The organism is Leptospira sanjuanensis (assembly GCF_022267325.1).
GTDB classification, from domain to species: Bacteria; Spirochaetota; Leptospiria; order Leptospirales; family Leptospiraceae; genus Leptospira; species Leptospira sanjuanensis.
Genome location: NZ_JAIZBG010000001.1, coordinates 3664234 through 3689573 on the forward strand (window position 1 = coordinate 3664234; position 25340 = coordinate 3689573).

Sequence of the window (25340 nt, forward strand, 5' to 3'; positions counted from 1 at the left end):
AGAATATTCCCGAAATCGAGGCGGGTTTTACAGGCTCATGATGGATCCAGATTGGATCCATCCTATTTCCAAGTCAATTCCGAAATTGAACGACCGAAGAAGTTTAAGCGGGGACTCCGCTTACCTCTTTGAGTTTTGCAAGATTTCCTTCCAGCGCGGAAAGAGTATCAAGATGATAATCCTTCGCGTGTTTAAGACGGATTTGTTTGCGGTCTTCGGGAATTCTTCTGCAGGAAATTTCTAGAAGCATCCCCGCTAAAAGTCTCGAACAAGTAAAAACGATTTCTTCCGCGTAAGTATCCTTGTCCTCTCTTCGAGGAAGGTCTTTGTATAACCCGACCAGTTCCTGAAATCCGTGGAACAATTTATGAGTGAGGGATGAGTCCGACTGATTTACGAGTTCGGATAAATATTCTCCGAAGGTATGAGTCAAACCGGAAGTGATTCCTCCGATGCTTGCGTTGATCTGGATCTGAGAAGTTCCGTCGTAGATCGTGGTGATTCTCGCGTCGCGATAGATTCTTGCGATATCGTAGTCTTCGGTATAACCCGATCCTCCGTGAATTTGAAGCGCATCGCTGACGACCTTCAAACAGGATTCGGAACAATAGAATTTGCTGATCGGAGTAAGCACGTTCGCGATCTTTTCCCAGTAACGAACCACCGTATCGTTCTTCGCTTCCTTTTCGCTCGCTCCTTGTTTTTCCAAACGCATCGCCCTCCAGTAATAACGATCCATTACGCGAGAACCTTCCAACGTTAGACAACGCATCGCGATCGTTTCCCTTTCGATTCGGTCGACGATTTTTTTGACCGCGGGAATTTCGATCAACGGTCGGCCGAACTGAATTCTTTCCTTTGCGTATTTTAGAGCTTCATAATATGCCGCGGTCGCAAGTCCGGTGGATTGTTGAGCGATTCCCATTCTTGCTCCGTTCAACATACCCATCGTGTATTTTACGAGTCCGTATCCTTCTTCCCCGATCAAAAGTCCGGGAGAATTTTCGAATACGACCTCGCAAGTCGGCGAACAATGAAGTCCGAGTTTGTGTTCGATTCCGGCGATCTGAACGTCCGTGCTTTGGACCAAAAAGAAAGAAAGCCCTCTCGCGCCGGAGCCGACTTCTCCCGAACGTGCAAGAGTTAAAAGAATCGCGGGTATGTCTCCGAATCCGCATCCGTGCGTGATGAATCGTTTCGTTCCGTTTAAGACCCAGTTCCCGTTCGAATCCTTGGTCGCCTTGGTTCGAAGGTTCGGTAGGTCCGATCCGTGATCGGGTTCGGTCAATCCCATCGCGCAGACGAATTCTCCCGCTGCGAGGCGGGGAATCCATTCGTCCTTCATAGCTTGGCTCGCGTGACGTTCCACGATTTCGGCAAGGTTCACGCAGCCGATGGCAATGGCGAGTGACGCGTCCACTCTATAAAAGATTTCTGAAATGAATGATTTCACTGACCAGGGAATTCCGAGTCCGCCGTATTTTCTGGAAAATCCGTAGGCTTGTACTCCGGCTTCGACCACCTTTGCGACAAGTTCGAGCATCTTCGGCGGGAACTCGACCTTACCGTCTTTGAATTTGAGCCCTTCGCGATCGAGTTCCGCCACGTGCGGCGAAAGAATATTTCCGGCGAGATCGCCCACCGTCTCCAACACGGTTTTATAATATTCTTTCGCTTCGGATGGGTTGGTCGGACCTCCGTCGGAGCTATCGGAAAAATCGCCTTCGTAATCGAGTATGATTTCTGTCCAGGGGAGAATGTGTTCGAAATGATCCTGAATATCCTGTGTGTCCGAAAAATAATTGTTCTGAATCATGGAACCTCCGTGGATTCCACCAGTGTAAGCGATCGGAAAGGGGGAGAAAAGGAAAAATGTGGGAGTTCCCACATTTTAAAACGAGACAAAAGGAAGTTTTACCGACGCCGAGCGTTTGTTTCGTGAACTCGGCGCCGATTTTGTGGGAACTCCTACGGGAAGCGCAGGAACGAACCCCGTAAATTCGGGGAAAGCCGCCGGACTTCCGACCAATTTCCAAGAATCAACCGCGACCTCCGCAGAATCGATCGGGGTTTCGACGAGACTTACACATCTTTCGTCGTTCCCCGTTCTCATTTCCGCAGATTCCTTGTCATCGATGCCTACCCCATTGCAAAGGACCGACAAACGACGACTCGGCGAATTTCTAGCGCTTTTTTTTGGGCTTCTTTTTCACGACCGTATAACCGAGAATTTGCGCCATCTTCCAAAGTTCCGACAAGGTTTTTGCGGAATCTTTTTTAAGCAGAGAAGAATCCAATTTCGATTCCGTTTTGGAGTTTTCCAAAATGCTGTGCAGATGAAATTCTTCGATTCCGAATCGAACTTCTTTCGGACTCAAAAAAATCCAAGCACGAGGACCGTATTCTCCCCCGTTGATTCTCTGTTCGAGTTCGATTCCTTCTTCGGAAATTTCGGGGAGTTCTTTCAGTTCCAAATCGGGACTTTTCCGAGCGGCGACATCGAGAATATAACGAGCTTCGGATTCTTTTTTGGATTCCTGCCACAAACGTTCCAGGGTTTGATCCCCTTCCTTTCCGAACCAAGGGAGAATTCCCGGCAACCTCGAAGCCAGCGCTTCTTCGGTCGAAGAGGAAGTATAACTGTGAGGGTTGGTAAAACCGAGTCTTCGTTTGAGCAGAGAAAAGAAGTTATCGAAGGATTCCTTCCCTTTGAGAAGAAACAACTTCGCGCTCAACAAATCTCCCCAAGCGGCCCATTCGGAAGGGTTTGTCTGAAGAATTTTAACGATCGTATTTTCGTCCATCGCCAGAACCTGAGACCATTTGTTCGCCTCCGGCTCGATAAATCTCAGAAACTGAAGACAATACAATTTCCAATCCGAACCTGCATAAGGAAGTTCTAATATTTTTGCGTAAACGGGAATCGCGGCTTCGCCTTGGATAAAAAGAGCCTTCATCGCCTCCCATCGATCGTAATTGCCTCCGTATCGATATTCGTCGCAAGAATATCGAAGCGATTCCTCCAGCCAAGGTCCGCCGATCTTTACCACGTCCGCATTCTTATATTTCTTTTCTTTAATATTCTGAAATACGTGTTGAATGCTGTATTTCTCCGGTTTTAAAATTCCTCCGGGAAGGTCCTTCGGATTTTTTGCGAGCCGATTCGCATATTCGTCATCGTCGTCGAAAGGAGGCAATTCCTTTTCCGTCAGTTGAAACCAGGAATGACGCGCAACGTGTTCTATGTAAGTCCAAGTGTAATCCACCATCGGATTCGGATCGGCATAAACGTGATAATACAAATGCTGTTTCAACTCCTGAATCTTCGCCTTACCGACGGCGCGGATCGGACCGTAAGCTCGATATTCTTCTCCTCTGTTTCCGAGAATTCTATGGCCTAATTGAATCCATTCTTCCCGGTTCGGTTCCAAAAGAAGAAGGCCGGAAAGATAACAAGCCTGAAGATCGATCGCAATTCCCGGGCTCGAATTCTTTTCCGCCTTGTCCAAAAGTTCTTTGAGTCCCGTTTTTGCGGACGCCGGATCCAGAACAGTCCAAGCCATCGCGCCCTCGGAAAGATTGACCAACTGATTGAATTCAAGATAAGAATCGCGTCCTCCGCTTCCCTTAATCTCCGAACCCATTTCCAGATAGGTGCGAATGTATTCCAGATTTTCTTTAAAGCCGAGCTTTGCGGAAACGGCGAAAGAATATCCCAATGCGATTCCGAAAATGCTGAGTTGGTTGCGGTAGGTAAGAACTTTGTTCGCAAGTTTTCCCGATTCCTCATCGCCGGTGAGAAGACGTTCGTTCAAGGCACGTTGCAAATAACTGAAAACGGTAAAGATATTGTTGAGGTTCGGCCCTTCGTCCTGCACCTTCTTCTTTTTTTCCAAAGCTGCGTCCATCGTCTCGAAAAATTTCCAAGCTGCTTCGGTAAGAATCGTAAGCGCTTCTTCCCGTTCGCTGTCCAAAACGCATTCGATCACCTCTTCCAGACGTTTGTCGTCTTGTTTCAATTTTTGAATCGCGTCCCGAAACGCGCTCATCGCGTTCGCATCATCAAATTTTCCTAATGTTTTGATGATTCCTGCGTATGCTTTTTTGTTTTCGGAATCGTAATGCAATCCCTGACGAAAGGCCGCCGACACGGGAAGAGAGAGCCGCGGATCCAAATCCTCTTTTTTATAGGGCCATTCGTTATAACTCGAATCCGTTCTTTCTTTGAAATATTGCTCTACGAGTTTACCAAACTTCGTATCCTTTTTACCGATCTCCTTTAAAAGAAAGTCGTGCGTTTCCACGTCCTCCGGAAATTCTTCCAGGATCGACAAAGGATCGTCTCCGTTTTGAATTCTTTTTTTGAGATCGGCGGTCGAGATCTTTTTCTTTCCGGCAAGTCCCGTCGCTTCTTCCAAACGTTTTCGATTGGCCGGTTCGATCTGCTTCGAGTCGCAGTTGCGGAAGGTCTGTTCGCGTAATTCCTGAAGTTTCTTCGCATTCAATTTCCCGATCGAATCGCTTTTACCGTCGAGAAGAGAAAGAATCTTCTTTGCGAGCGCGGGAAGAATTTCACCCGGAAGTTTTTGGGAAAGTTCGCAAGCTTCGCGGCAAGCGCTTTCATTTTTCATAAAGTAGTGCGCGAGCATCCAATACGCGGCAAGAGAATGCGATTTACTTAGGAGCTTTTTTTCTTCCTCCCAATCCTTAAAGTTCGGTGCGGAAGCGAGTTTTTCCGCATACGCGTAAGCCGGATCTCCGTAGCTGTGTCCGAGCAACCAAGACGTTCTTTCAAAAAGGTCTAAGGATTTTGTGTAAAAAGGTCTTTGATCGTATTTCTTCTGCGCTTCTTTTTCGTATTGTTTGATAACCTTAGAATCCATCACGGATTCTACTCTTATATCCGGAACGGATTCTTCATCGTCCTCTTCCTCATCTTCGTCATCGTCGTAGTCGTCGTCTTCGTTCGACCAATTTGCGGCGATAAAATGGCTGATGGAAAAAAACGGTTCGTCTTCGAGTTCTCCGATTTCGTGATTGTAACGATGTACTTCCGCGGAACCTTCCGCGTGCGGAAGGAGATTGACCCAGCAACTGTCCCCTCCTCCGTCCGATCCGAAATGAGCGACTCCTGTAAATAAAAACATCAAACCTTGATACGATCCGATCAAAGCGTTCACTTTTTCTTCGATCGTATTCGATTGACTTAGAAGGAATTTTTGGAATGAGACCGCTCTGTAATCGGGATAAGAATCTCCTTCTTCGTCTTCGTCCTGTTCGTCGAGCTCCTCTTCGTAATTTTCTTCGTAGTCCTCCTCGTCCTGAAGTCCGCTTCCGTGATCGATCATATTCCAAATATCGCTCACGTTGTACATGATTTCCTGATAGGCGATGCGGACGTTTTCCCATTCCAGAATTTCTTCGGGAGGACGAAACCCGTGCAGTTTTTCGAATTGATCCAAGAATGCGGAGGTAAGCTTTTTCTTTTTTTTGGATTCGAACGCTTTCCAAAAAGAATCGCGATACGACTGTTTCACCAACATCCGATCGGCTATGATTTCGGCCAACTTCCCGGAGGAAAGATCGGTTTTTGTAAAGGAGGGAATCGATTTCTGTGTCATAAAAACATAACAAAAACGAAATCTTTTTTTGATTCTTTTTTAAAATCGAATTTTTTTGAACCTTTACTCACCTAGAGTAGACTCTAGGTTCGTCCAACTTTTAGATTTAAGGAGAATCCTCTTGAACCAACCTCTCTCACTCAGTATCTCCAGAATTTCAGAGATGACGAATTTCAGTCAGCATACTCTGCGCTATTACGAAAAGATGGGGATTCTTCCTAAGCCGGAAAGAAATCATGGAAAAGATCGGAAGTATTCTCAAAGGGATTTGAATTATCTAAAATACATTAAAACTCTCAAAGAACTCAACATGCCTCTGAAGGATATTAAGGAATTCCTAAAGGAAGGATGTCTTTTGGAAAAGATGTCCAGAGGTGAAAACCTGAAACCTCCTTTGAACAAAAGAATCCGAATTCTTTCTTCTCACCTCGCGACTCTGGAACAAAAAAAGAAGGATCTAGAGATTACGATCAAACTCACAAAAAACAAAATCAAGGAATTCGAAACACGTCTTTCCCAAGAGGAACAAAATTAAGATGAAATCATTCAGGCCGTATCTTTTTCTGATATTTTTCGCGCTGATCACCGGTACGACTTTCGAAGTCGCCAAACAAGCGTTATACCACTTCACCCCCGCACAGACCGGAGCCGTTCGTTTCGCGATCGCTTCCGTGTTGTTGTTCGCCTTCGTATTCTTTACGGATAAAAAACTTCTCAAAGTCGACAGAGAACATCTCAAAAGTCTGCTTCTCCTCGGAATCGCGGGAGTTTTCGGATTCAACTCGTTTTTCTTTTTAGGAATGAAGAACGCTTCCCCGGTAAACGCGGCGATCGTGATCGCACTCGGCCCCGCAATCACCGCGTTTCTTTCCTACTTTCTGTTGAAAACGAAGATCACGTGGATCCAATGTTTCGGAACGTTAGTCTCCTTTTCAGGAGTTCTTCTGGTCATCTCCGACGGTAACTGGGCCGCGCTCGGACATATCCTGGAAGGAAAAGGAATCGTTTACATCTTTCTCGCCGCGATCTGTTGGGCGTTTTATTCGGTAGGAATCAAAAAATATCTCAAAGGAGTTTCCACGATCCAGATAACAACTTTCACTTCTTTTTTCGGAATGATCGCCTTGGTCTTGTTTCTTCTCTTTTCGGGAGAATCGAATTTAGACTGGTCCGTTCTTCCGATCAACGCTTGGTTTGCGATTCTTTATATGGCCGTGTTCACGACGTTTTTCGGTTATCTATTTTGGAATTACGGAATTCAAAAAGTGGGTCCCGATAAGGCGGCCATATTCGGAAACTTGGTTCCGGTCGTCGCGATGGTAACGACTTGGTTTTTGGGAGAATCTCCGAACGTCTTCGATATTCTCGGGGCTCTTCTCGTGATTACCGGAATTTTCGTGGTCAACTCAAGCGCGAAAAAAATACAAACGAGCCCGGAGATAAAAACGTCCGCGGCGAATTAACGGAACAAAAAAAATGAAACATATAATTAGAGTTATTCTTCCACTTCTTCTTATCGCAACTTCGATTTCCGCGCAAGACAAACAAAGTCCGGATATCAACTCCGGGATTCCGGAGGACAACGCGCAAAATCTTCCAAAGGCGACGGATAAAAAACCCGAGTTCGGCTTCAGTCAGTCCCTTTCCAACGACGTCTTCGTTTTAGGAAACAGTTTATTCGGCGAAAGACTCAGCCGTAGAAACAACGAATCGTATTCCGATTTTTCTCAGGGTTTGATTTTGGGAACGTTCGTGAATTTTTTCACTCCGATTCCCGGCTTCCGTTTAAATTTGATTTCGGCGAACCCGTTGATCGGAAGAAACAACACGGACAACGACTTCTTTTACCAATCGAACCCCGGTGGTCCGGATGAAACGAACAAGGTGGTTCAATCCCTGCAATCCGGTCAGCTCGGTTACGATCCGAATCAGGTTCGCCCTCGAAAGGAAAACAACGGCGTTAGGGATTATTTTATCGGTCAGATCGTTTACGAATGGAATACTTCGATCGGTCAGTTCTTTACCGGATTCTTAACGGTGAACAGCGCGAACTATCCTTCAAACGCGAGTCTTTTTAATTATACTTTTGGTTGGAAGCCTTCGTATTTGAGTTACCTCAAACCGGAACTCGTTTCCAACTTCCGCGTGTCTTCGGAAACGAACGGGGTCAATCAGGGAAACAGTCATCACAGAGCAGCGATCAGTCACGAATACGAGCTTACAAAGGATTGGAAACTCACACCGGGGATGCAAGTCGGTTATCAATATTTCAACAACAACACCGATCGCAGATCGGGAGTCACGGATGTCACCGCAAAAGTTCAACTGAACTTCAAGGACGTCAACGTAAGCGTGAGCGACGTTTATAGACCGGATCAATATCTTTTTGACAACGACCGCGTCTACTCGAAACCTACGGGAGTCGCTTCCGATACGAACGCGAACGACGGCAAAGAAACGGACCCGTCCAAAATTCACGGGACTTACAACCAGACGATGACTTCCGCAATCCAATCCCTCGCTTTGGATACTGCTTCCAAGAACTATCTGCTGAACTCCTATCAGCAGCAACACCTTCCCAAACATCACTTTATCGTGAGTCTGGGTTACGTAGCAAAATTTTAAAATGATTACTCAGGGACCGTTTCCGACGATTTCGGAAACGATCCTTCTTTTTAGCTGGATTTTTAAAGGTGTCGAATGCAGAATCTTAATTCTTTCTTAACTTAAAAGAGCGGTTTCCTTATCGGAGATTCGAGACCGACCTCTTGCATTTTGAGATCGATTCATTAAGATTCAATCATGAACCAAAAAAAGAATTTTTCTCAGTTAGAATCTCGACGAACATCGATCTATGACCCCCGATCTTCGATCGGAAAAGAATCGGATTCTTTTTTTTCGAAAGCAAAAAAGAATTCCGATCGCCGTCCCATCCGGAACTTATTCCTAATTCTTGCGCTGATCGTTTTTGCCGACGTGACCTCGGACATAGGAACGCTTTACTCTCAGGAACAAAAAGAGGAAAACGAAGAGTCCGCTCCCAATAAAGAAAACGACCCCGCCGACAAAAAGGATTTCTCCAAAAAAACACGGATCCCCGCGGAATCCGTGCAAAATCCGGAATATTCAAAAAATGGAAATAATCCTTCCGCAAAATCCGATTCGGAAAAAGAACAGGACAACAAACACCTTCCCCAATTCGGATTTTTTGTCGATTCGTATTACGCGCACAATCCGTATCGCCCGACTTCGAGAGACAACAAATATCTGACGCAACCCGCGCGTTGGGACGAGATCAACGTCAACTTAGCGCATATCGACGGTAAAATCGAAACAGATCGATACAGAGGAAGACTCGCGTTTCAATTCGGAAATTCGGTGAACTCAAACTATAAAGCCGAAGTCAGTTCCGAAAAAAATTCCAATCAGGTTTCCGTTCGCAACATTCAAGAAGGCTATGCGGGAATCAAACTCGCAAAGAATCTCTGGTTGGACGCGGGAATTTATTTCGGGAATATCGGGCTCGAAAGCTGGATCTCGCATTCGAACTGGAATTATACCCGCGCGCTTGCCCTCGACTACGTTCCGTATTATTCAAGCGGCTTTCGTCTTTCGTATCAATATTCCGAAAAACTTTCCTTTCAACTCCATCTGATGAACGGATGGTCCAATATCACCGAAACCAACCGTGACAAAGCGATCGGAACGCAGATCGAATACAAATTCACGGATAAGTTCAAGGTCGTCCACAACACCTTCGTGGGGAACGAAGCGCCGGACAATCAGCCGCGCCAGACAAGATATTATAATAATATAATATTCCAATACAATTTTACGAAATTCTTCATTGTCGCGGCGTCGGGGGACGTTGGGATTCAGCGCGTTCCCGATCCCGGAGTCAACGCGTATCGGCAGTGGTATCATGGAACGTTTTGGATCACTTACCGACCGATCGAAGTCTTCCGAACCTCGGTCCGCCTCGAAAGAATGTACGATCCCGAACAGACGATCGTCACGACCGCGACGAAGAACGGATTCCTGACGTCCGGCGCGACCCTGACCTTGGATTATATCCCGAACGAAAACGCGATGGTCCGTCTCGAAGGAAGATATTTCCGTTCGTACGACGCCGTGTTCGACCGGGACAAATCGAATTCCAAGGAGGAGAAGTTCGTTGTTTTTGCGGTTTCCATAAAGATATAAAATCGTTTTTTAATAAAGAGGAAACTTCTTGAAACCTTTCGCATTGCGGTTCGAATCGTAAGGTATGGAACAAGCAACATTAGGCGGCGGCTGTTTTTGGTGTCTCGAAGGAGTGTATCAAATGGTGGATGGAGTGGAAACCATCGTATCCGGTTACTCCGCGGGACATACGAACAACCCCGATTATCGTTCCGTATGTTCGGGAACGACCGGACACGCGGAAGTCGTTCAAATCACGTTCGATCCGAAGGTGATTTCCTATCCCGAAATTTTGGAGATATTCTGGATCTGTCACGACCCTACTACGTTAAACCGACAAGGAAACGACGTGGGAACGCAGTATCGTTCCATCATTCTCTATCATTCTCCCGAACAAAAACGACAAGCGGAAGAATCGATTCAAAAAGCCGGCTCGCATTTTTCGGATCCGATCGTAACGCAGGTCGAACCTCTGAAAGAATTCTTTCCGGCGGAGAATTACCATCAGAATTATTTTCGATCCAATCCGGGACAACCGTATTGCCACTACGTTGTTAAACCGAAGATCGATAAATATCTTAAGACCGGCTTTAAGGTCAAAAAGGTAAATTCCTAATATTCGTTTCGAGTTTTCGCAAAAGAAGAGGAACAAGTTTGAATCTTAAATTCTACTTGATCCTCTTGGTACCAACGATAAACTGCTTCTTCAATGAACGCGAAAATTCGAAGAACATTCTGGATTCTTTTTCTGGGAATTTTTCTTTCCCAGTGTAAGGCGAGCATTCAGCTGCAAGGTGAAATGCATCATCCCAAAACGGAAGACGGTTGGGATTTAACTCTCGAACACTTTCCTCCGTTAGCGGGTCATCCGCCAAAAAAATATCCCGTGATTCTCTGTCACGGATTGATCGCAAACAGAACCTATCTTAAGATCAACGAGAAAAGTTCCATCGTGGGAAGACTTCAAAAGGAAGGATACGACGTTTGGTTGTTGGATCTGAGAGGAAGAAGGGACGCGGGTTATCCTTCCTTATTCTTCGGAGATAAGACGTTTTCATACAGCATGGACGATTATATCCGATACGACGTAGACGCGGCCATCAAACACGTGTTAAATGCGACCGGAAAAGATAAGGTAAACTGGGTCGGTCACAGCATGGGCGGGATGATCATCTATTCCAGAATCGGAAGCCTCGGCGAAAAACGAATCGCGAACTTCGTAGCGATCGGATCGCCCGCGATCATGGACCCCCCGAATTCCGCGCTCAAACGCTGGACTTCCTTAACTTGGCTGATGAATCTTTGGCCGGTGGTTCCCGCCGAAACCTGGGCCGGAATCCAAGGAGGAACGGGAATTCCGTTTCTTCCTCAAAAATCGTTCGAAGAACTTTTCTGGCACAAACCGAACATCGAATCTTCGATTCTTTCCGACGTAAAAACGACGTCGATCAACCCCGGCGCAAAGAACGAAATTCTACAGTTCAAAGATCTGGCCGAAAGCGGGGAAATCCGCAGCTTGGATCACAAGATCTCGTATTCGAACGGACTCAAGAATATCAAAATTCCGACCTTGTTGATCGCCGGAAGAAGGGATAAATTAGGAATGTCTTATTCTCTTCGTTACGCATACGACAATATCGGTTCCGAAGATAAAACGTTGTTCATCGCGTCTAGATCGAACAATCATTCCGACGACTACGGTCACACCGATTTGATCGTCGGGAAGAATGCGGACAGAGACGTTTTCGTTCCTCTCGTCGCATGGCTGGATAAAAGAAACTAATCGAATTGGACTCAAAAATGAAATTTATACGATTAAAAACCGCAGCGATCGCTTCGTTGCTGATCGCGCTTCTTTTCGGATGTACGCGTTATGTGGTCATTACAGAACAGAAATTCACCTCTCAAACGGCGAACATAGGACCGAATCTTTTTTTGACGACCTTCTCCTATGAGAATTCTCATTATCCTCCGGTGCTTCTCGTCGATCCCGTGTTCATCAATAAAAAAGCTTTGTATCTCGGTGATAAATCCGGTTTGATCGGAGTGTTAAACGGAAACGGATTTTCGGTTTGGCTTCTTCATTTCGAAGATCATAAATCGGTGAACCTCAAAGAAATCGGGGAAAATCTGATCCCCGACGTGATCGCGAGAATCCAGAAAGTCACCGGAAAAAAAGAATACATCCTCGGCGGAATTTCCCTCGGAGGACAAGCCGTATTACATTCTTTTAAAGCGAAGAAGATTCCCGACATCTCCAAAGCGTTCTTTCTCGGAACGGGAATGGATTACAAATACAACGATAGCTTTCTGGAACAGATGAAGACGGAAAAAAGATTCGGAACCGATCTGAGCAACTCCTGCAAAAACAAGGAAAGCTTCTGCAAACGGTTCATATCCTTCGACGAGGACGATCCTACGACTTTATTCGTATATCAGAATCTTTTTAACTACTTGCCCGCGCTTGAGGAAAATCCGAAAACCTGGGAGTCGTTCGAGTCGACCACGTTTCCTTCCCTTTTTATCGGAGGAAGAATCGACAACGTATCTCCTACGGAAAGCATTCATCCCGTTTACAAACGGAAAAAAGGAAAGAAGGAATATCTGGAAGCGGGAAGAGACAACGGAATGTCGATCGACTACGATCACTTGGGATTGTTCGCATACGAAGACGCGCCCGGCGATATTTATCAGAAAATCGCCGATTGGTTGAAGGAAAAAGAACCGGAAACTACGAAGGCCGTTTCCACCCCAGCAAATCCATAACTTTTTTGATGTCCTCCCAAACCTCGCGTTTGAGAGGACTGTTCTCCCCGCCGTTGCGGATCACAAAACTCGGGTGATACGTAGGCATCACCGGAATTCCGAAAAACGATCCCCAGGTTCCTCTGAGTTTGGTGATTCCTTCCTTGGTATTTAAGATAAATCTTGTGGAAGGATTTCCGAGCGTAACGAGAACTTTCGGCTGAATGATTTCCAACTGTCTCAAAAGATACGGAGCGCAAGCTCTCGTTTCCTCTTCCTCGGGCGGGCGATCCTTTTCGAACTTCATGTCCAAGGTGGGTCTGCACTTTACGATATTCGCGATATAAACGGATTCTCTCGGAACTCCCATTCCTTTTTCGATGATTCTCGTCAGCAGTTCACCGGCTCGACCCACGAACGGCCGGCCGGTGAGATCCTCTTGTTTGCCCGGACCTTCTCCGATAAAAACGACCTCCGCATCCGGATTTCCTTCCCCGAAAACGGTTTGGGTTCGAGTCGTATGAAGCTTGCAGAGTTTGCAGGCGGAAACCTCGGATTGAACGAGGGCGAGTCTTCTGAGTTTTTCTTCTTTGCTCATCGAAAATACGTTCCATCCAAATTGAAAAAGAATTTCTCTGGAGTCAATGGAAATGATCGTCCTAACGGAAGCGGGATTGTATGTACCCCAAGCGGACGTATATGTCGATCCGTGGAAAGGAGTTTCCCGAGCCATTCTCACGCACGCACATTCCGATCATACTCGCAGAGGTTCTCGTCATTATCTTTGTGCGGAACCCGGTCTTTCTCTCACGCTGGAACGGCTTGGACCGAAAGTAAACGTGGAAACTCTTCGTTATGGACAAGCCGTTTATCGCAACGGGGTTAAGATCAGTCTTCATTCCGCCGGTCATATTTTGGGATCGGCCCAGGTTCGGATCGAATATAAGGGAAGAATCACGGTGATCAGCGGAGATTACAAAACGGTTCCCGATCCGACCTGCGAACCCATCGAAATTTTACGATGCGATACGTTTTTATCCGAAGCCACCTTTGCAAAACCGTATTATCTTTGGGAAAAACCGAAATTCGTATTTCAGAATATTCTAAACTATATCTTGGAAAATCACGCGCTGGGGGAAATCACCGTTCTATACGGATATTCCTTGGGGAAAGCGCAAAGAATTCTCAAAGGACTTTCGCTCGCAGCGGAGTCCGCCGGAACTTCGTTGGATTTTTACGTACACGATTCGATTCTTTCCATGAACAAACGATACGAAGAATCGGGGATTTCTCTTCCGAAAGCGAAAGCCATCGATCAGTTTACGGAGAAGGTCAAACATCCGTTCGTGTTTGTCGCACCTCCCGGCGTTCCGATTCCGAACCCGAAATCGCAAAAAATTCGAAGCGCGTTTTGTTCGGGATGGATGCAGCTTTCCAAAAACAGAAAGGCCGGAAGCTTTCACAAAGGTTTCGTCTTATCGGATCACGCGGATTGGAACGAATTGATCGAAACGATTCATGCGACCGAAGCGGAAGAAATCCTTCTCACGCACGGCGATACAAAAGACATAGTTCGTTATTTGAAAGAAACGGGAAAGAACGCAAAAACGCTCAAAACGAAGTTTCATTCTGAAGAATTCGAATCCTGAAGGAGTTCCCACACTTATTCTTTCGAAGGATTTCTCCGGGGATTTTCGGAACGTATGGAACCGCCGCGGATTTCAACTTCGAAACAAGTCCTCAATAGTTTAAAATTATAATATTCTTTTCTTTTGCTCTCTTGAAAAAAAGACGATTCGCTTCTAATTATAAGGCGGTAGGATTTTTGGAAAAAATTTATTTAGAATGGAATCTCCGATTCCGGATTCGCTTGAATTTTTCATTACAAAAATTGAATCAATTCCGGTTGTCAAACGGGGAGCTAATCTATGAACGAAACCGAACAACCCAAGTTGAAGAAGGCGAGAGCGGAACATCGTTACGCTTTGATACAATGGATTCAAAAGAACGAAGTTCTGAAAATCAAAGAGGAACTCGAATCCAGAGGAACGGAGTTTTACGGGAATTCTCCGCTTTTCTTTGCAGCGAGCGAAAACAGCCCCGCCGTTTTGGAGTTATTGGAAACCTTCGGGTTTTCCTTAGATACGCGCGATTCCAATCAAAACTCGCTTCATTTTTATGCCTGCAGGGATCGCGGTAAAACGGAAGTCGTCGAATATCTTCTTCAAAAAAAGATTCTGCCCGATCCTGCCGACGTCGTTGAAGCCGCTAACGCCGGAAAAATCGACATTCTAAAATTATATCAGAAACAGGGAATCGATCTGAAAGATCCGAACCTGAAAAACTCCAGTTACACACTTCTGGAAATCGCCGCGTTCAGCGGATTGGAATGTGTGAAATTTCTTTTTGACCAAGGCGTAAAACTGGAGGATTCCGTTCTTCCCAGAGCGGCCAATCTCGGAAAACTCGATTTGGTTCGTTACCTGCTCGAAGAACAAAGCGCCGATCCGAACGTCAAGATCCACGAAAGAAACGCGGTTCACGAAGCGTGTTTGGGACCGTTCAGTCACGATCCTTCGGATCATTTGGAAATTCTGAAGTTGTTACACAAACACGGAGGAGACTTGAACGCGGTTTCCGATTGGATTCCGAATTCGTACGCTTATACCCCGCTTCACTTTGCCTGCCGCCCCGGCCCTCAAGACAAAACTCCGATCATTAAATACCTTTTGGAAAACGGCGCGAATCCCGATTTGGAAAATCCGAATTCCGCTTTGAGCATCGCGGATACGAAAACTAGAAAAGAGATTCTTAAATTTCTCGAAACGAAAAAAGGAATTCAACTTTCCAAGGACCCGTTCGAAAGATCGTTTCAGGTCGAGAAGATGATCGACTTTGCGGAAAACGCGATCCGCGATTTTGCGAGGGAGAATCCGAACGCGCGCGTCTTTCAGTTCGTCATCGAAGGAGCGACGATGAGTATGAGCGATCTTTTCGATCCGGACTACTACGTGGGAGATTGGAAATACGAAGGCTTTGCCTCCTTCGAACAGGAGCACGGTTTCGATTTTCAACTTTGGCGCGAACACTACGATTCCATGGGCGAAGACGAAAATTCTCCGTATGCGGTAGCGATGAAAAAACTGTTCGAAGGCCTCCGGAAACGAAAAGCCTTCGATTGCCTCAAACGCTCCAAAAATTTCGAAGCGAGAATGATCGATCATACGTATTAGAAAGATCGCATATACTTTCGGCTTCGACCGATAAACGGCCGAAACGAAGAATTGTCACGGAACGAATTTCAATACGTATTTGGAATCCTGCTCGATCTGCGACTGAGTAAATCGGATCGAACGATGTTCTCCGTTTAAGAACATACGAATCTGATCCCCGTAAAACGGAGAACCCATGTTTCCCGAGTTTCCGGTCGGCAACACGGACCAGGAATTTTCAGGATGAGAAAGATCGATGATTCTTCGTTTGGACGGACCGACTTTCGGAGTCATCTTAGGATTGATTTCCTTTTGATTCATCAGATTGACCACGGATTCGCCCGAAACGACGGGGAACGGCCCTTGATTGAAAATTCCCGCGAGCAAGGGCACCTTTCCCATCGGATGTTCGAACGTGATCTTATGAGCGTCCCCCCATTTCCAAGAAGAAGGAGAACCTCCGTGTTCTTTAGCAAGATAACGCACCGTTTGCGAAAAAGAACGGATCAGAATATCCCTTCTTGTTTCTTTGCGCTCGACGGTCGCAAGATCGTCCCAAAAATCCGACTTCGGATTAGCAAGAAGCGATTTATAAGCGTTCCATCGTTCCGCGCTTTCGCCGAACACGCTCAAATCGGATTCTCCGAACTCGTCCGTCCATAGATTCAACATTACGAATTGATTGAGCGTATGATAGATCGTCGCGCCGGCGGAATCCAACGTGTTTTCACCGTTGAATCGACGATATATGTCCAAGGCCTCGCGAAACACTCCGACCCAATTCTTATCCTCTTCCAATTCCAGAGAAATCAAAGGCACGATCGTTCTCGCGGAAAAAGAATGAACGTCGGTCTGGATCTTTTTCATATCGTCCACGGACCATTCTTTCTTTTGAGAAAGAAGTTCGTAGATCCTTCTTCCCCGATCCGATTCTTGCCAATATCCTTCCGGTTTTCCATATCCCTTGATTTCGTATGTGGGAACATGATTCGCGGTAAGAATGATTCCTTCCGGCGGATTGATGAGCTTCGGATTCTGTGCAAACGGAACATAACCGATCACGTCGTCTTCTCCCGTCGCTCCGTTTAAGATTCTTCGCGTATTCGTTTTCTTTTTGCGAATCGGAAATCTTCCCACACCCCACCATGCGATGTTTCCGTTCGCATCCGCATACGAAACGTTGAGCCCCGGCGCAGGCAAACCTGCGGCAACGGCGGAACATTCCTCCAAGGACGCACAACGTCCCAAGGAGTAAATCGTTTCCAAGATCGGAACGGAAAGATGATGAAAGATCCAATAGATCGAAACGACCGGACCCGTATAACCGTGGATCAGCTTGGAAACGATCGGACCATGAGACGTGACTTGAACCTGAATCGAAACCGGGTCTTGTCCTTTTACGGAAATCGTTTCCGGAAAAACCTGAACGGGAACCCAGTTTCCTTTTTCTTTTACCAAGTTCGGTTTAGCAGGATGCAATTCTTCCTCGTAAAAATCCATATCATCGTTTTCCAACATAGTCAAAGCCCACGCCTTTTTCGCGTTATGCGCAATCAAAGGAAACGGAAAGATCGGAAGATGATATCCGTATGTTTCGTGATCGCCCGCGATGATATGAACCTCGTACCAAGTTCCGGGATTGCCGTAACCGATGTGAGGATCGTTCGCGAGAATCGCGCCGCCGGTGGAAGAACGGGAGGGTCCGATCACCCAGGAATTGCTCCCTAAAAACAGCGGAAGATCCGAGAGAATCTTGTTCGTTCTTTGAATCACATGACCGAATTCGGAAAGTTCGTTCGATGTCGCTTTAGCAAATTTCGATTCGGAAACGAGGGGCAGGAAACCCTTTGTACGTTCCGTCAATTTTTTAGAAGAATACGAAGGTTGATTCTCCTGAATCGAAAACGGATCTTCCGTATCGTGTCGCGGAAACACTTCGGCGACGTTTCGATTCGGAAGTCTTCGCTCCAAAATCGTATAAAGAGAATCGGTTCGTAACGCTTCCGCAAACGAAAAAGATAACAGCGATAATGCGCTCAAAACGTCGAGCCGATCGAACGGCTTAGGCTGATAACCCAGAATCGTAAACTCGATCGGAAGCGGTTCGGTTTTTAAAAAGAAATTGATCCCTTCCAAAAACGAATCCAGCTCTTTCAAAATCTGCGGGTTTCCTTTGGTCGCTTCCTGCAACATCTTCTCCGCCGTTCTCCGTAAAAGAATCTGTCTTAAAAAAATATCCGCGGGAAGCAAATCGGCCCCGAGAACTTCGGATAACTCCCCCTTTCCGGCTCTTCGGAGAATTTCCATTTGAAACAAACGATCGCTCGCGCTTACATAACCTAACGCAAAGTAGGCGGACGAAGAATCCTCCGATCGGATATGCGGAACACCGTAAGAATCTCGAATCACGGAAACGGGCTTTGCAAGTCCGGGAGCCTTCAATTCCCCAGAAAGACGAGGCGCCTTCCAAAAGATCAAAAGGGAAAAAACGACTTTTACAAGAACGATGAGGACGAGAATGCTAACCAAGGATCTGCGGATCCAGACGGGAGTTCGATTCCAAAAATCGAAGAAACGATCGATCAAATTTTTCATAGCCTAACCAGTTTTTATAATTTCTCAGCGAAAGGAGCTTACTCAAAACGGTTCGAATAGCAAGAAAAGTTTTAGTCGGATTTCCTTTTTCGAAATCCTTTTTGATAAAATGTGTATCGATTAAAAATTATAATTTCGTATATCCTGTTTTGGAGATAATTTTCGCGGTGATTTCCTTTTTTCAACTCGTTCTCGAACTCAAAGAAGAATCGGATCCGGCGCGGAAACGGCGTCTTCTGACGAATTATTTTTGTTTTTGCGACCCGGAAGAAATCGATCCCGCACTTGCCTATCTGAGCGGTAAAAAAGAAAAACCGATTCTGTCCGTCGAAGAACTGACTGCCTGCGCTTCCGAATATTTACAACAACCCATTTGGATGATCGAAACTTCTATCAAAGAAGTGGGAGATGTTTCGGAGACGATCTCGCTTTTGACGGGAAATTTTCAGGAAAAGACGAAGAAGGACGTAGACGATCCTGGGCGCGACGGAAAGAAAGTCGGTTTAACGCAATCGGAGAACGTTTCCAGCCGTTCGACGCAAAATGAAATCCGTTTCCTCATCGCGATCGTGGAAGAAATCCGATCCGATGCGCAATCCAAACGTTCCAAAGATCTTTTATTCTCTCTTTGGAACTCGGCTTCCGTTCCTGAAAAAATTTTTCTGCATCTGATCCTTTTAGGAAAAAGAATTCTGAAAGTTCAAGATTCCGTTTTGCTCTTCGTTCTGGCCGATTGTTTCGATTTGGAAACGGGAGTTCTTTTGGAAAAAGCGGCGGCGAAAGGCAACCCTTGGAAATCGTCTTCGGTTTTGAAAACATTGGCCCTCTGGTTTCCCGATCGAAAGTTAAGTCGACTTTCTCTCCGTGAAGTTCTCAAACGAATCGATCCTTCCTTGCCTCAAGCTTGGAAAGAACCGCTTCCGTTTCCGGACTACAAAAATGCGGAAGACTATTCCTACTTTTCAATTCCGCGGAATACGATCCTCGCGCAGATTGTTTTCGATTCTTTCGGAATTGCCGCTTGGACGAAAGACGGATATTTATACCGGAACCAAATTCCGCAAATAATCGAAGAACTTTCTCGAATTCAAGAACCGGCGGTTCTTATCGGCTGGATATCCGCGAATCGATCCGAATCTATATTTGAAATTTATGATATTTTGAAATATAAAGGGAAAAATCTTTCGAACCATTCGATTGCGGAGCGAAGAATTTTTTTAGATTTGATTTTCGATCAAGAGTTCCGATTCCTTTCTTTGGTAGAATGGAATCTCGTTCCGCAGAAATCGGCGGATTGGAAAATCAGAGTTTCATCGGATAATCCGGAATTTTATGCCGAGCCGGAAATCATAACTTCTTCAGACAATTCTGAATCTTATGTCGAGCCTGAAATTTTTCCAGCCGGCTTCGGCGAGAACCAATCAAAAACATTCGATTTTCTGAATGTAAATGCGCTTGTTTTTCATCCGAGCGAATCGCAATTCCTTCTTTTAAAACCGCCCGCCAAGACGATCAAAGCGGCTTTGCTTTACGGTAGAAAATCGATCAACGCAGAAGGCCTTTCTTTTTGGGAATTGAGTTTTGGCGTTCGGAATTCTACCGACCGATCGGAAGTTGCGGTGCGAGATCTCGATTCTTCTTCCGTCGATTCGGTTTTTCCGTTGGTGACGATTGCAAGAGTCGTTGTCGATTCCGGTCAGGATTTGTTTGCGGAATTCGATTCTTTTTTTAAGGAGAATACGATCGAACGAAAAGGTCCGATCCGAGGAGTTCCAACAACTTGGAAAGCGGAACTTTCGTTTCAAAATCTTGTTCAATCAAAGAGACATAAGATCGGTTTCTTTCTCGAAGAGGTTCGAATTCAAGGGAGAATTCCACCGGATCAAGCCTTGGACGACCTTCGAACCTTGATCGATTTTCAGGTTTGAAAAATGTAGGAACTCCTTCAGAAGACTTGTAAACGGAAATACCCTCTTGAAACATATGTGGGAACTCTTACAAATCAAGACCTTTCGATAAAATCCCGCGCCAGAGATCAAAGCGATGCAAAGCAGTCCGCAGGACCGAAACGAAGTGGAGTCGCGGCGAGCTCGGTCTTTCTGATTGCAAATCAGAAAGAGGCGCCCGAATCGATTTCACAAATGTAGGAACTCATACGAATCCCCTTGAACGAAGTATGGTCGGAAGTCCGGCAATGAATTTTAATCAAGAACGGAACATCCCAAACTGAGTTGCTTGACAGAGAGTCGATTCCCGGTTTTTTGGTCGATATGAACCAGAAAACTGCAAAACTTCTCAACAAATACGCAGAACTTAAGGGTGTAAGCTCGAAACAAATCAAAAGAGAATGGTTGGTTTTGAACGAACATCAGAAAGATCAAAAAAGACAGGAAATTTTGAAAGAGCTGGTAAAATAAACCGGCTTTTTCTCAGTCTCTTCAACCTGATCCCGGTCCTCTTTTAGATCTTCCGAATTTATTGATACAAAACCGGGCAGGAACCTATGGAAGAAATCGAACTCACCAAAGAATTCCGCTTCGACGCCGCTCATCTCCTTCCGAACGTACCCGAAGGCCATAAATGCAAACGACTTCACGGCCACAGCTTTCGATTTAAACTTCATTTAAAAGGAAAGATCGATTCAAACACGGGTTGGCTCATCGATTATGCGGAAGTCAGCAAGATCGTAAAACCTCTGATCGAAAACCATCTGGATCATTATTATCTCAACGATGTTCCCGGTTTGGAAAATCCGACGTCGGAAAACATTTCGATCTGGCTTTGGAATCATCTCAAACCTTTATTGCCTCTTCTTTATAAAATCACTCTGAACGAAACCTGCACAAGCGCGTGCATCTACGAAGGTCCGAAAGGTTCCATTTAACAAGAGGATTCAAGTTTGGATTCCGCAAAAAAGAAGAATGTAAACCGAAAGAATTCCGGCACCGATCGGAAAAAGTCCCCGAAAGAAAAGAACGGCAAAGCGGAGTCTTCCAACAACAAAGCAGTCGTTCTTTTATCGGGCGGTCTCGATTCCACAACTTGTTTGTATCAGGCGATCTCCGATGGAAAGGAAGTTCAAGCCCTCTCCTTTGATTACGGACAAAGACATAAAATCGAATTATCCTACGCGAAAAAAATCACTCGCAAATTAGGAATTCCTCACACGATTCAAAAGTTAAAACCCGAATTGTTTCTGGGTTCTTCCCTCACGCAAAAATCGATCCAGGTTCCGAAGAATTCTCTCGGAAAGGACGAGATTCCGAACACATACGTTCCGGGAAGAAACATTCTCTTTCTTTCGTTTGCGGTTTCTCTCGCGGAAGGAACCGGTTCCGATTCCATCTACATCGGAGTCAATGCGATGGACTATTCCGGTTATCCGGATTGCAGACCCGAGTTCATCAAGATGTATGAGATGGCGATTCAACTCGGAACCAAAAAAGGAAGCCAAGGTTCTCCGATTAAAATCGTAACCCCGCTTCAAAATCTTTCTAAAAAAGAAATCGTCCTTTTAGGGAATCGTTTAAAGGTTCCGTTTCATCTTACATTCTCCTGCTACGACCCGATCAACGGCAAAGCCTGCGGAAAATGCGACGCCTGTCTCTTGAGAAAAAAAGGTTTTCAGGAGACAGGAGTTTCTGAAAAGTGATCCCATCGGTTTACCCGGCCTTCCTCAACTCTCCAAAGGAAGGAATCTCTGATTAGGAAAAGTTATTATGGAACAGTTCGTAGGCTACCTGACGATCTTCTTATTAGCCGTATTCGTAGGCTTCGAGGTTATCACTAGAATTCCTCCTCTTTTGCATACTCCTCTTATGTCAGGTTCCAATGCTATTTCCGGAATCACGATCATCGGAGCGATTCTCTCTCTTCATTCCGTGAACGGTCCGTTGATCAACATAATCGGATTTATCGCGATGGTCGCTGCAACGATCAACGTTGTCGGAGGGTTCTTAGTAACCCACAGAATGTTAGGAATGTTCAAGAAGAAAGAAAAGTAAGAATATGGAAAAATCGATCATCAATTTAGTTTATCTTCTCTCCTCCGTTCTTTTTATCGTAGGATTGAAACTTCTTTCTCACCCTAAGACTGCGGTGCGAGGAAACTTCGTGGGCGCAGTCGGTATGTTCTTAGCGGTGGCGGCGGCGCTCGTTGAAAAGGGCCTCGCGTACGAATACATCTTAGCCGGATTTATCGTCGGAACCGCGATCGGAATTTATCTTTCCGTAAAAGTAGAAATGACAGGGATGCCTCAGCTCGTTGCGGCATTGAACGGTTTCGGTGGTCTTGCTTCCTTCCTCGTCGCCGGTGCGGCGGTGATGGAAGTTCTTCACCAAAAAACCAATCTTGAAGTATTAAAATCGTATCAGTTTACGATTTCAACCGCTGCATCCGGAATTATCGGAGCGGTTACTTTAACCGGAAGTTTTGTGGCTTACGGAAAGCTTCAGGGTTTGCTTTCCGAAAAAGCGGTTCGTTATCCGGGCGATCAAATCGTAAAAGTTCTTTTCTTTATCGGCTCGATCGTTCTCAGCTATTACGTGGTCATCGAACCTGAAAAGATCGAATGGTATTGGTATGTCGTTGTAGTAGGTTCCGTTTTAGGAATTCTTCTCGTAATGCCGATCGGCGGCGCGGACATGCCGGTGGTAATCGCACTTCTGAACTCTTATTCGGGAATCGCGGCATCCGCAACCGGATTCGTTCTCGGAAACAACGTTTTGATCATTGCAGGATCTCTCGTGGGAGCTTCGGGAATCATTCTTACACAGATCATGTGTAAGGCGATGAACCGTTCTCTTCCGAACGTTCTCTTCGGCGGACTCGGTGCTGCGGTTGACAACTCCAAAGGCGGAGAAGACATCTACGCCGGAAAAACGAAAAGCACTTCCGCAGAAGAAGTGGCAATGCTTCTCGATATGGCTCAAAGAGTCGTAATCGTTCCGGGTTACGGTATGGCGGTCGCACAGGCTCAGCACGCAGTAAGAGATCTTTATAATATTCTAACGGATAGAGGAATCGACGTCGAGTTTGCGATTCACCCGGTTGCGGGAAGAATGCCGGGTCATATGAACGTTCTTCTTGCGGAAGCGGATATCCCTTACGATAAGATGAAGGAAATGGATGAAATCAATCCTTCTTTCGAACAAGTCGACGTTGTGATCATCAACGGTGCGAACGACGTGGTTAACCCGCTCGCTAAGACCGATCCAGGCAGTCCGATCGCGGGAATGCCGATCTTGGACGTGGACAAAGCGAAGACCGTTATCGTAATCAAACGAAGCTTGAGTCCCGGATTTGCGGGTGTTCCCAACCCGTTGTTCATCCAAGATAACGCGCTCATGTATTTCCAAGACGGAAAGAAAGCGACTCAAGAAATCGTTACCGCGCTCAAAGAAACCTAAACAGTTCCGTTTTGTTTTAAGAACGCGCCGAAAGCCGGACTGATTAAAGTCCGGCTTTTTTATTTCCCGAACGAACCCGCAAAACCTTAGGTTCCGATCACGAATCTTGGCCGATTTTGAACAATTAGGTTTCCAGTCTAATCGCAAGGAGGATAGCTCACTCCGTCTCGATCGAGGTAAAAAAACATCTACAAACCGAATCCGACGCGCGAACTATTGTTTCAAACAAAATCAAAAAGGCGATTTCGTTCAAAGAGAAGGTTCCCGATAAATCGAAGCGCTCTCGATAAGAAAGCCGAATCCATTCTATAACGTGATGAGAACGAAGATCATCATTCTGATACGATATACCAAGGTTTTAAAAAGAAGAAATCGTTTCGAAAAACGATAAGGACGGAAACGATCACTTTCTCATGTTTACAAAGATCACGACTTCGGATAAATCCTACATCGCCAATAACGCAGAATAAGCCATGAAATTCTTTTCCATCGAAACATTCCGCATCTACTTCCTAATTTCCCTTCTTTCCTTGGGCGTTTTCACAGAGTGCCAGCTCGGAGAAAAATTGGAAACTTTGGAATTCTGGAAGAAAAACAAAAAAGACGATTCTTCTCTCATAAACGACTTAGCGATCGCGGCCGCATCCGCTCAAGCGCTGGAAATCATTCAGTTAACTTCGGGGCCGGTAATAATCGATCAAAGCGCGGAGCTTACCGATTACAAATTTCGAATCTACAACCCGACGCAAAAATTTATCTTAGAAGCCTATTTTTCCAAGCCGCAAGGAATGGGACCGTTTCCTTTGATCGTTATGATGCACGGGTGCGCGGGTGCGCACTCCAATAGCGATCCGAGCCGAGGAGTTTCTTCGCTTTATACGGAATGGGCCGGGCGCGGGAAAAACTTAGGGTATGCGACTCTTCTCATAGATAGTTTCACCACAAGATTCGCTCCGCAAAATCAATGCAGCAACGGAGCCGGTGTCGGAACATCGGAAGTAACCGACCGTCCGACCGACGCATATGCGGCCCTTGCTTACGTGAAACGTTCTAAGGTCATAAACGGCAATCGAATCGTTTTATTGGGATGGTCTCACGGAGGAAGTAGCGTTCTTTCCACGGTCGATACGAATTCAACGATTCAATTTCGAACCGAAGATTCCAGACCGTTTAAAGCGGTGATTTCGTTTTATCCGGGATGCGGTTTAAACAACGCGTTCGGAGGAATTTCAGGAAGCCAATATCTTCCCTACACACATTTGAAAATTCTCGCGGCGGGAGCCGATCCACTTTACACGGGCGGTTATTGCGACACGAGAATCGCGAGAGCGCAGACTCTTGGTGCAAGCGCTGCAACGAATAACTCGATTGCGATGACGGTTTATCCGAACACACATCATAGTTTTGACGAAGCCAAAGCCGTGTCTTCTAAATTCGACGCAAACGATGTCGCGGCAAAGCCCAACGCGGATCAAGAAGCGATCAACTTTTTTCAATTGTATAATCCTTAAAATATTCAGAATCCATAATATTCAAATGAAAACGAATCAAGCGGCATACATACGGAATTTTAAAA

20 protein-coding genes and 1 pseudogene are annotated in these 25340 nt (G+C 45.7%); 16 read left to right on the forward strand and 5 right to left on the reverse strand.

All coding sequences use genetic code 11. From position 1 onward, the window contains the following. Window positions 1–103: 103 nt before the first annotated feature. The 3 genes from LFX25_RS16620 to LFX25_RS16630 all read right to left on the reverse strand — a co-directional run bounded on the left by LFX25_RS16620 (window position 104) and on the right by LFX25_RS16630 (window position 5621). The gene (locus tag LFX25_RS16620; RefSeq protein ID WP_238731236.1) at window positions 104–1816 is read right to left on the reverse strand and encodes an acyl-CoA dehydrogenase family protein; all 1713 of its coding nucleotides are present in this window, start codon (window positions 1814–1816) and stop codon (window positions 104–106) included. Window positions 1817–1891: 75 nt separating this feature from the next. After that, window positions 1892–2113, reverse strand: a complete 222-nt coding sequence (locus LFX25_RS16625) for a hypothetical protein (protein WP_238731237.1) — start codon at window positions 2111–2113, stop codon at window positions 1892–1894. 70 nt (window positions 2114–2183) lie between these two features. After that, window positions 2184–5621, reverse strand: a complete 3438-nt coding sequence (locus tag LFX25_RS16630) for a hypothetical protein (RefSeq protein ID WP_238731238.1) — start codon at window positions 5619–5621, stop codon at window positions 2184–2186. 121 nt (window positions 5622–5742) lie between these two features. Between LFX25_RS16630 and LFX25_RS16635 the strand changes: the two genes are divergently transcribed. From LFX25_RS16635 to LFX25_RS16665, 7 genes and pseudogenes are all read left to right on the forward strand, one after another. After that, entirely contained in the window at window positions 5743–6156 is a 414-nt protein-coding gene (locus tag LFX25_RS16635; protein WP_238731239.1) for a MerR family transcriptional regulator, read from the forward strand. Between the two features lies 1 nt (window position 6157). Further along, the gene (locus LFX25_RS16640) at window positions 6158–7084 is read left to right on the forward strand and encodes a DMT family transporter (protein ID WP_238731240.1); all 927 of its coding nucleotides are present in this window, start codon (window positions 6158–6160) and stop codon (window positions 7082–7084) included. Window positions 7085–7097: 13 nt separating this feature from the next. After that, window positions 7098–8246: a hypothetical protein gene (locus LFX25_RS16645; protein WP_238731241.1), complete on the forward strand. Its 1149-nt coding sequence runs from the start codon at window positions 7098–7100 to the stop codon at window positions 8244–8246. A gap of 555 nt (window positions 8247–8801) precedes the next feature. Further along, window positions 8802–9824, forward strand: a pseudogene (locus LFX25_RS16650) (porin); the annotation flags it as partial. Window positions 9825–9888: 64 nt separating this feature from the next. Next, on the forward strand, window positions 9889–10419 hold the full coding sequence (gene msrA, locus LFX25_RS16655) for a peptide-methionine (S)-S-oxide reductase MsrA (RefSeq protein WP_118964437.1): 531 nt from the start codon (window positions 9889–9891) through the stop codon (window positions 10417–10419). A gap of 93 nt (window positions 10420–10512) precedes the next feature. Beyond that, on the forward strand, window positions 10513–11586 hold the full coding sequence (locus LFX25_RS16660; RefSeq protein ID WP_118964438.1) for an alpha/beta fold hydrolase: 1074 nt from the start codon (window positions 10513–10515) through the stop codon (window positions 11584–11586). Window positions 11587–11603: 17 nt separating this feature from the next. Then, the gene (locus LFX25_RS16665) at window positions 11604–12569 is read left to right on the forward strand and encodes an alpha/beta hydrolase family protein (protein ID WP_238731243.1); all 966 of its coding nucleotides are present in this window, start codon (window positions 11604–11606) and stop codon (window positions 12567–12569) included. Here the strand turns inward: LFX25_RS16665 and LFX25_RS16670 are convergent. Beyond that, a complete protein-coding gene (locus tag LFX25_RS16670; RefSeq protein WP_135779175.1) occupies window positions 12535–13146 on the reverse strand; it encodes a uracil-DNA glycosylase in 612 nt (203 codons plus the stop codon). The genes LFX25_RS16665 and LFX25_RS16670 overlap by 35 nt on opposite strands. Window positions 13147–13192: 46 nt before the next feature. Between LFX25_RS16670 and LFX25_RS16675 the strand changes: the two genes are divergently transcribed. Together LFX25_RS16675 and LFX25_RS16680 are read left to right on the forward strand one after the other, a co-directional pair. Then, window positions 13193–14197 carry a ligase-associated DNA damage response exonuclease gene (locus LFX25_RS16675; RefSeq protein ID WP_238731244.1) on the forward strand — a complete coding sequence of 335 codons (1005 nt, stop codon included), beginning with the start codon at window positions 13193–13195 and terminating at the stop codon, window positions 14195–14197. A 279-nt stretch (window positions 14198–14476) separates the two neighbouring features. Continuing rightward, on the forward strand, window positions 14477–15781 hold the full coding sequence (locus tag LFX25_RS16680) for an ankyrin repeat domain-containing protein (RefSeq protein ID WP_238731245.1): 1305 nt from the start codon (window positions 14477–14479) through the stop codon (window positions 15779–15781). A 54-nt stretch (window positions 15782–15835) separates the two neighbouring features. On the opposite strand, the gene LFX25_RS16685 is transcribed toward LFX25_RS16680, so the two are convergent. Beyond that, a complete protein-coding gene (locus LFX25_RS16685; protein WP_238731246.1) occupies window positions 15836–18355 on the reverse strand; it encodes a penicillin acylase family protein in 2520 nt (839 codons plus the stop codon). Window positions 18356–18522: 167 nt separating this feature from the next. Between LFX25_RS16685 and LFX25_RS16690 the strand changes: the two genes are divergently transcribed. The 7 genes from LFX25_RS16690 (at window position 18523) to LFX25_RS16720 (ending at window position 25275) form a co-directional block, all read left to right on the forward strand. After that, complete coding sequence (locus LFX25_RS16690) at window positions 18523–20283, forward strand: hypothetical protein (RefSeq protein ID WP_238731247.1); 1761 nt, start codon at window positions 18523–18525, stop codon at window positions 20281–20283. 342 nt (window positions 20284–20625) lie between these two features. Beyond that, the gene (locus LFX25_RS16695) at window positions 20626–20772 is read left to right on the forward strand and encodes a hypothetical protein (RefSeq protein WP_046690929.1); all 147 of its coding nucleotides are present in this window, start codon (window positions 20626–20628) and stop codon (window positions 20770–20772) included. 86 nt (window positions 20773–20858) lie between these two features. Then, a complete protein-coding gene (gene queD, locus LFX25_RS16700; protein WP_238731248.1) occupies window positions 20859–21239 on the forward strand; it encodes a 6-carboxytetrahydropterin synthase QueD in 381 nt (126 codons plus the stop codon). 15 nt (window positions 21240–21254) lie between these two features. Beyond that, window positions 21255–22007 (forward strand): 7-cyano-7-deazaguanine synthase QueC, encoded by a 753-nt coding sequence (gene queC / locus LFX25_RS16705; protein WP_238731249.1) that lies wholly within the window; start codon window positions 21255–21257, stop codon window positions 22005–22007. Between the two features lie 67 nt (window positions 22008–22074). Beyond that, window positions 22075–22359 (forward strand): NAD(P) transhydrogenase subunit alpha, encoded by a 285-nt coding sequence (locus tag LFX25_RS16710; RefSeq protein ID WP_000434762.1) that lies wholly within the window; start codon window positions 22075–22077, stop codon window positions 22357–22359. A gap of 4 nt (window positions 22360–22363) precedes the next feature. After that, on the forward strand, window positions 22364–23764 hold the full coding sequence (locus LFX25_RS16715) for an NAD(P)(+) transhydrogenase (Re/Si-specific) subunit beta (protein WP_238731250.1): 1401 nt from the start codon (window positions 22364–22366) through the stop codon (window positions 23762–23764). A 473-nt stretch (window positions 23765–24237) separates the two neighbouring features. Beyond that, a complete protein-coding gene (locus LFX25_RS16720) occupies window positions 24238–25275 on the forward strand; it encodes a dienelactone hydrolase family protein (RefSeq protein WP_238731251.1) in 1038 nt (345 codons plus the stop codon). Window positions 25276–25340: the final 65 nt, after the last annotated feature.

Coding starts and splice junctions, on each gene's coding strand:
- LFX25_RS16720 (WP_238731251.1), top strand. CDS start 24,238: ATGAAATTCTTTTCCATCGAAACATTCCGCATCTACTTCCTAATTTCC.
- LFX25_RS16715 (WP_238731250.1), top strand. CDS start 22,364: ATGGAAAAATCGATCATCAATTTAGTTTATCTTCTCTCCTCCGTTCTT.
- LFX25_RS16645 (WP_238731241.1), top strand. CDS start 7,098: ATGAAACATATAATTAGAGTTATTCTTCCACTTCTTCTTATCGCAACT.
- LFX25_RS16670 (WP_135779175.1), bottom strand. CDS start 13,146: ATGAGCAAAGAAGAAAAACTCAGAAGACTCGCCCTCGTTCAATCCGAG.
- LFX25_RS16685 (WP_238731246.1), bottom strand. CDS start 18,355: ATGAAAAATTTGATCGATCGTTTCTTCGATTTTTGGAATCGAACTCCC.
- LFX25_RS16660 (WP_118964438.1), top strand. CDS start 10,513: ATGAACGCGAAAATTCGAAGAACATTCTGGATTCTTTTTCTGGGAATT.
- LFX25_RS16620 (WP_238731236.1), bottom strand. CDS start 1,816: ATGATTCAGAACAATTATTTTTCGGACACACAGGATATTCAGGATCAT.
- queD (WP_238731248.1), top strand. CDS start 20,859: ATGGAAGAAATCGAACTCACCAAAGAATTCCGCTTCGACGCCGCTCAT.
- LFX25_RS16625 (WP_238731237.1), bottom strand. CDS start 2,113: ATGAGAACGGGGAACGACGAAAGATGTGTAAGTCTCGTCGAAACCCCG.
- LFX25_RS16695 (WP_046690929.1), top strand. CDS start 20,626: ATGAACCAGAAAACTGCAAAACTTCTCAACAAATACGCAGAACTTAAG.
- LFX25_RS16710 (WP_000434762.1), top strand. CDS start 22,075: ATGGAACAGTTCGTAGGCTACCTGACGATCTTCTTATTAGCCGTATTC.
- LFX25_RS16630 (WP_238731238.1), bottom strand. CDS start 5,621: ATGACACAGAAATCGATTCCCTCCTTTACAAAAACCGATCTTTCCTCC.
- LFX25_RS16640 (WP_238731240.1), top strand. CDS start 6,158: ATGAAATCATTCAGGCCGTATCTTTTTCTGATATTTTTCGCGCTGATC.
- LFX25_RS16665 (WP_238731243.1), top strand. CDS start 11,604: ATGAAATTTATACGATTAAAAACCGCAGCGATCGCTTCGTTGCTGATC.
- msrA (WP_118964437.1), top strand. CDS start 9,889: ATGGAACAAGCAACATTAGGCGGCGGCTGTTTTTGGTGTCTCGAAGGA.
- LFX25_RS16675 (WP_238731244.1), top strand. CDS start 13,193: ATGGAAATGATCGTCCTAACGGAAGCGGGATTGTATGTACCCCAAGCG.
- LFX25_RS16680 (WP_238731245.1), top strand. CDS start 14,477: ATGAACGAAACCGAACAACCCAAGTTGAAGAAGGCGAGAGCGGAACAT.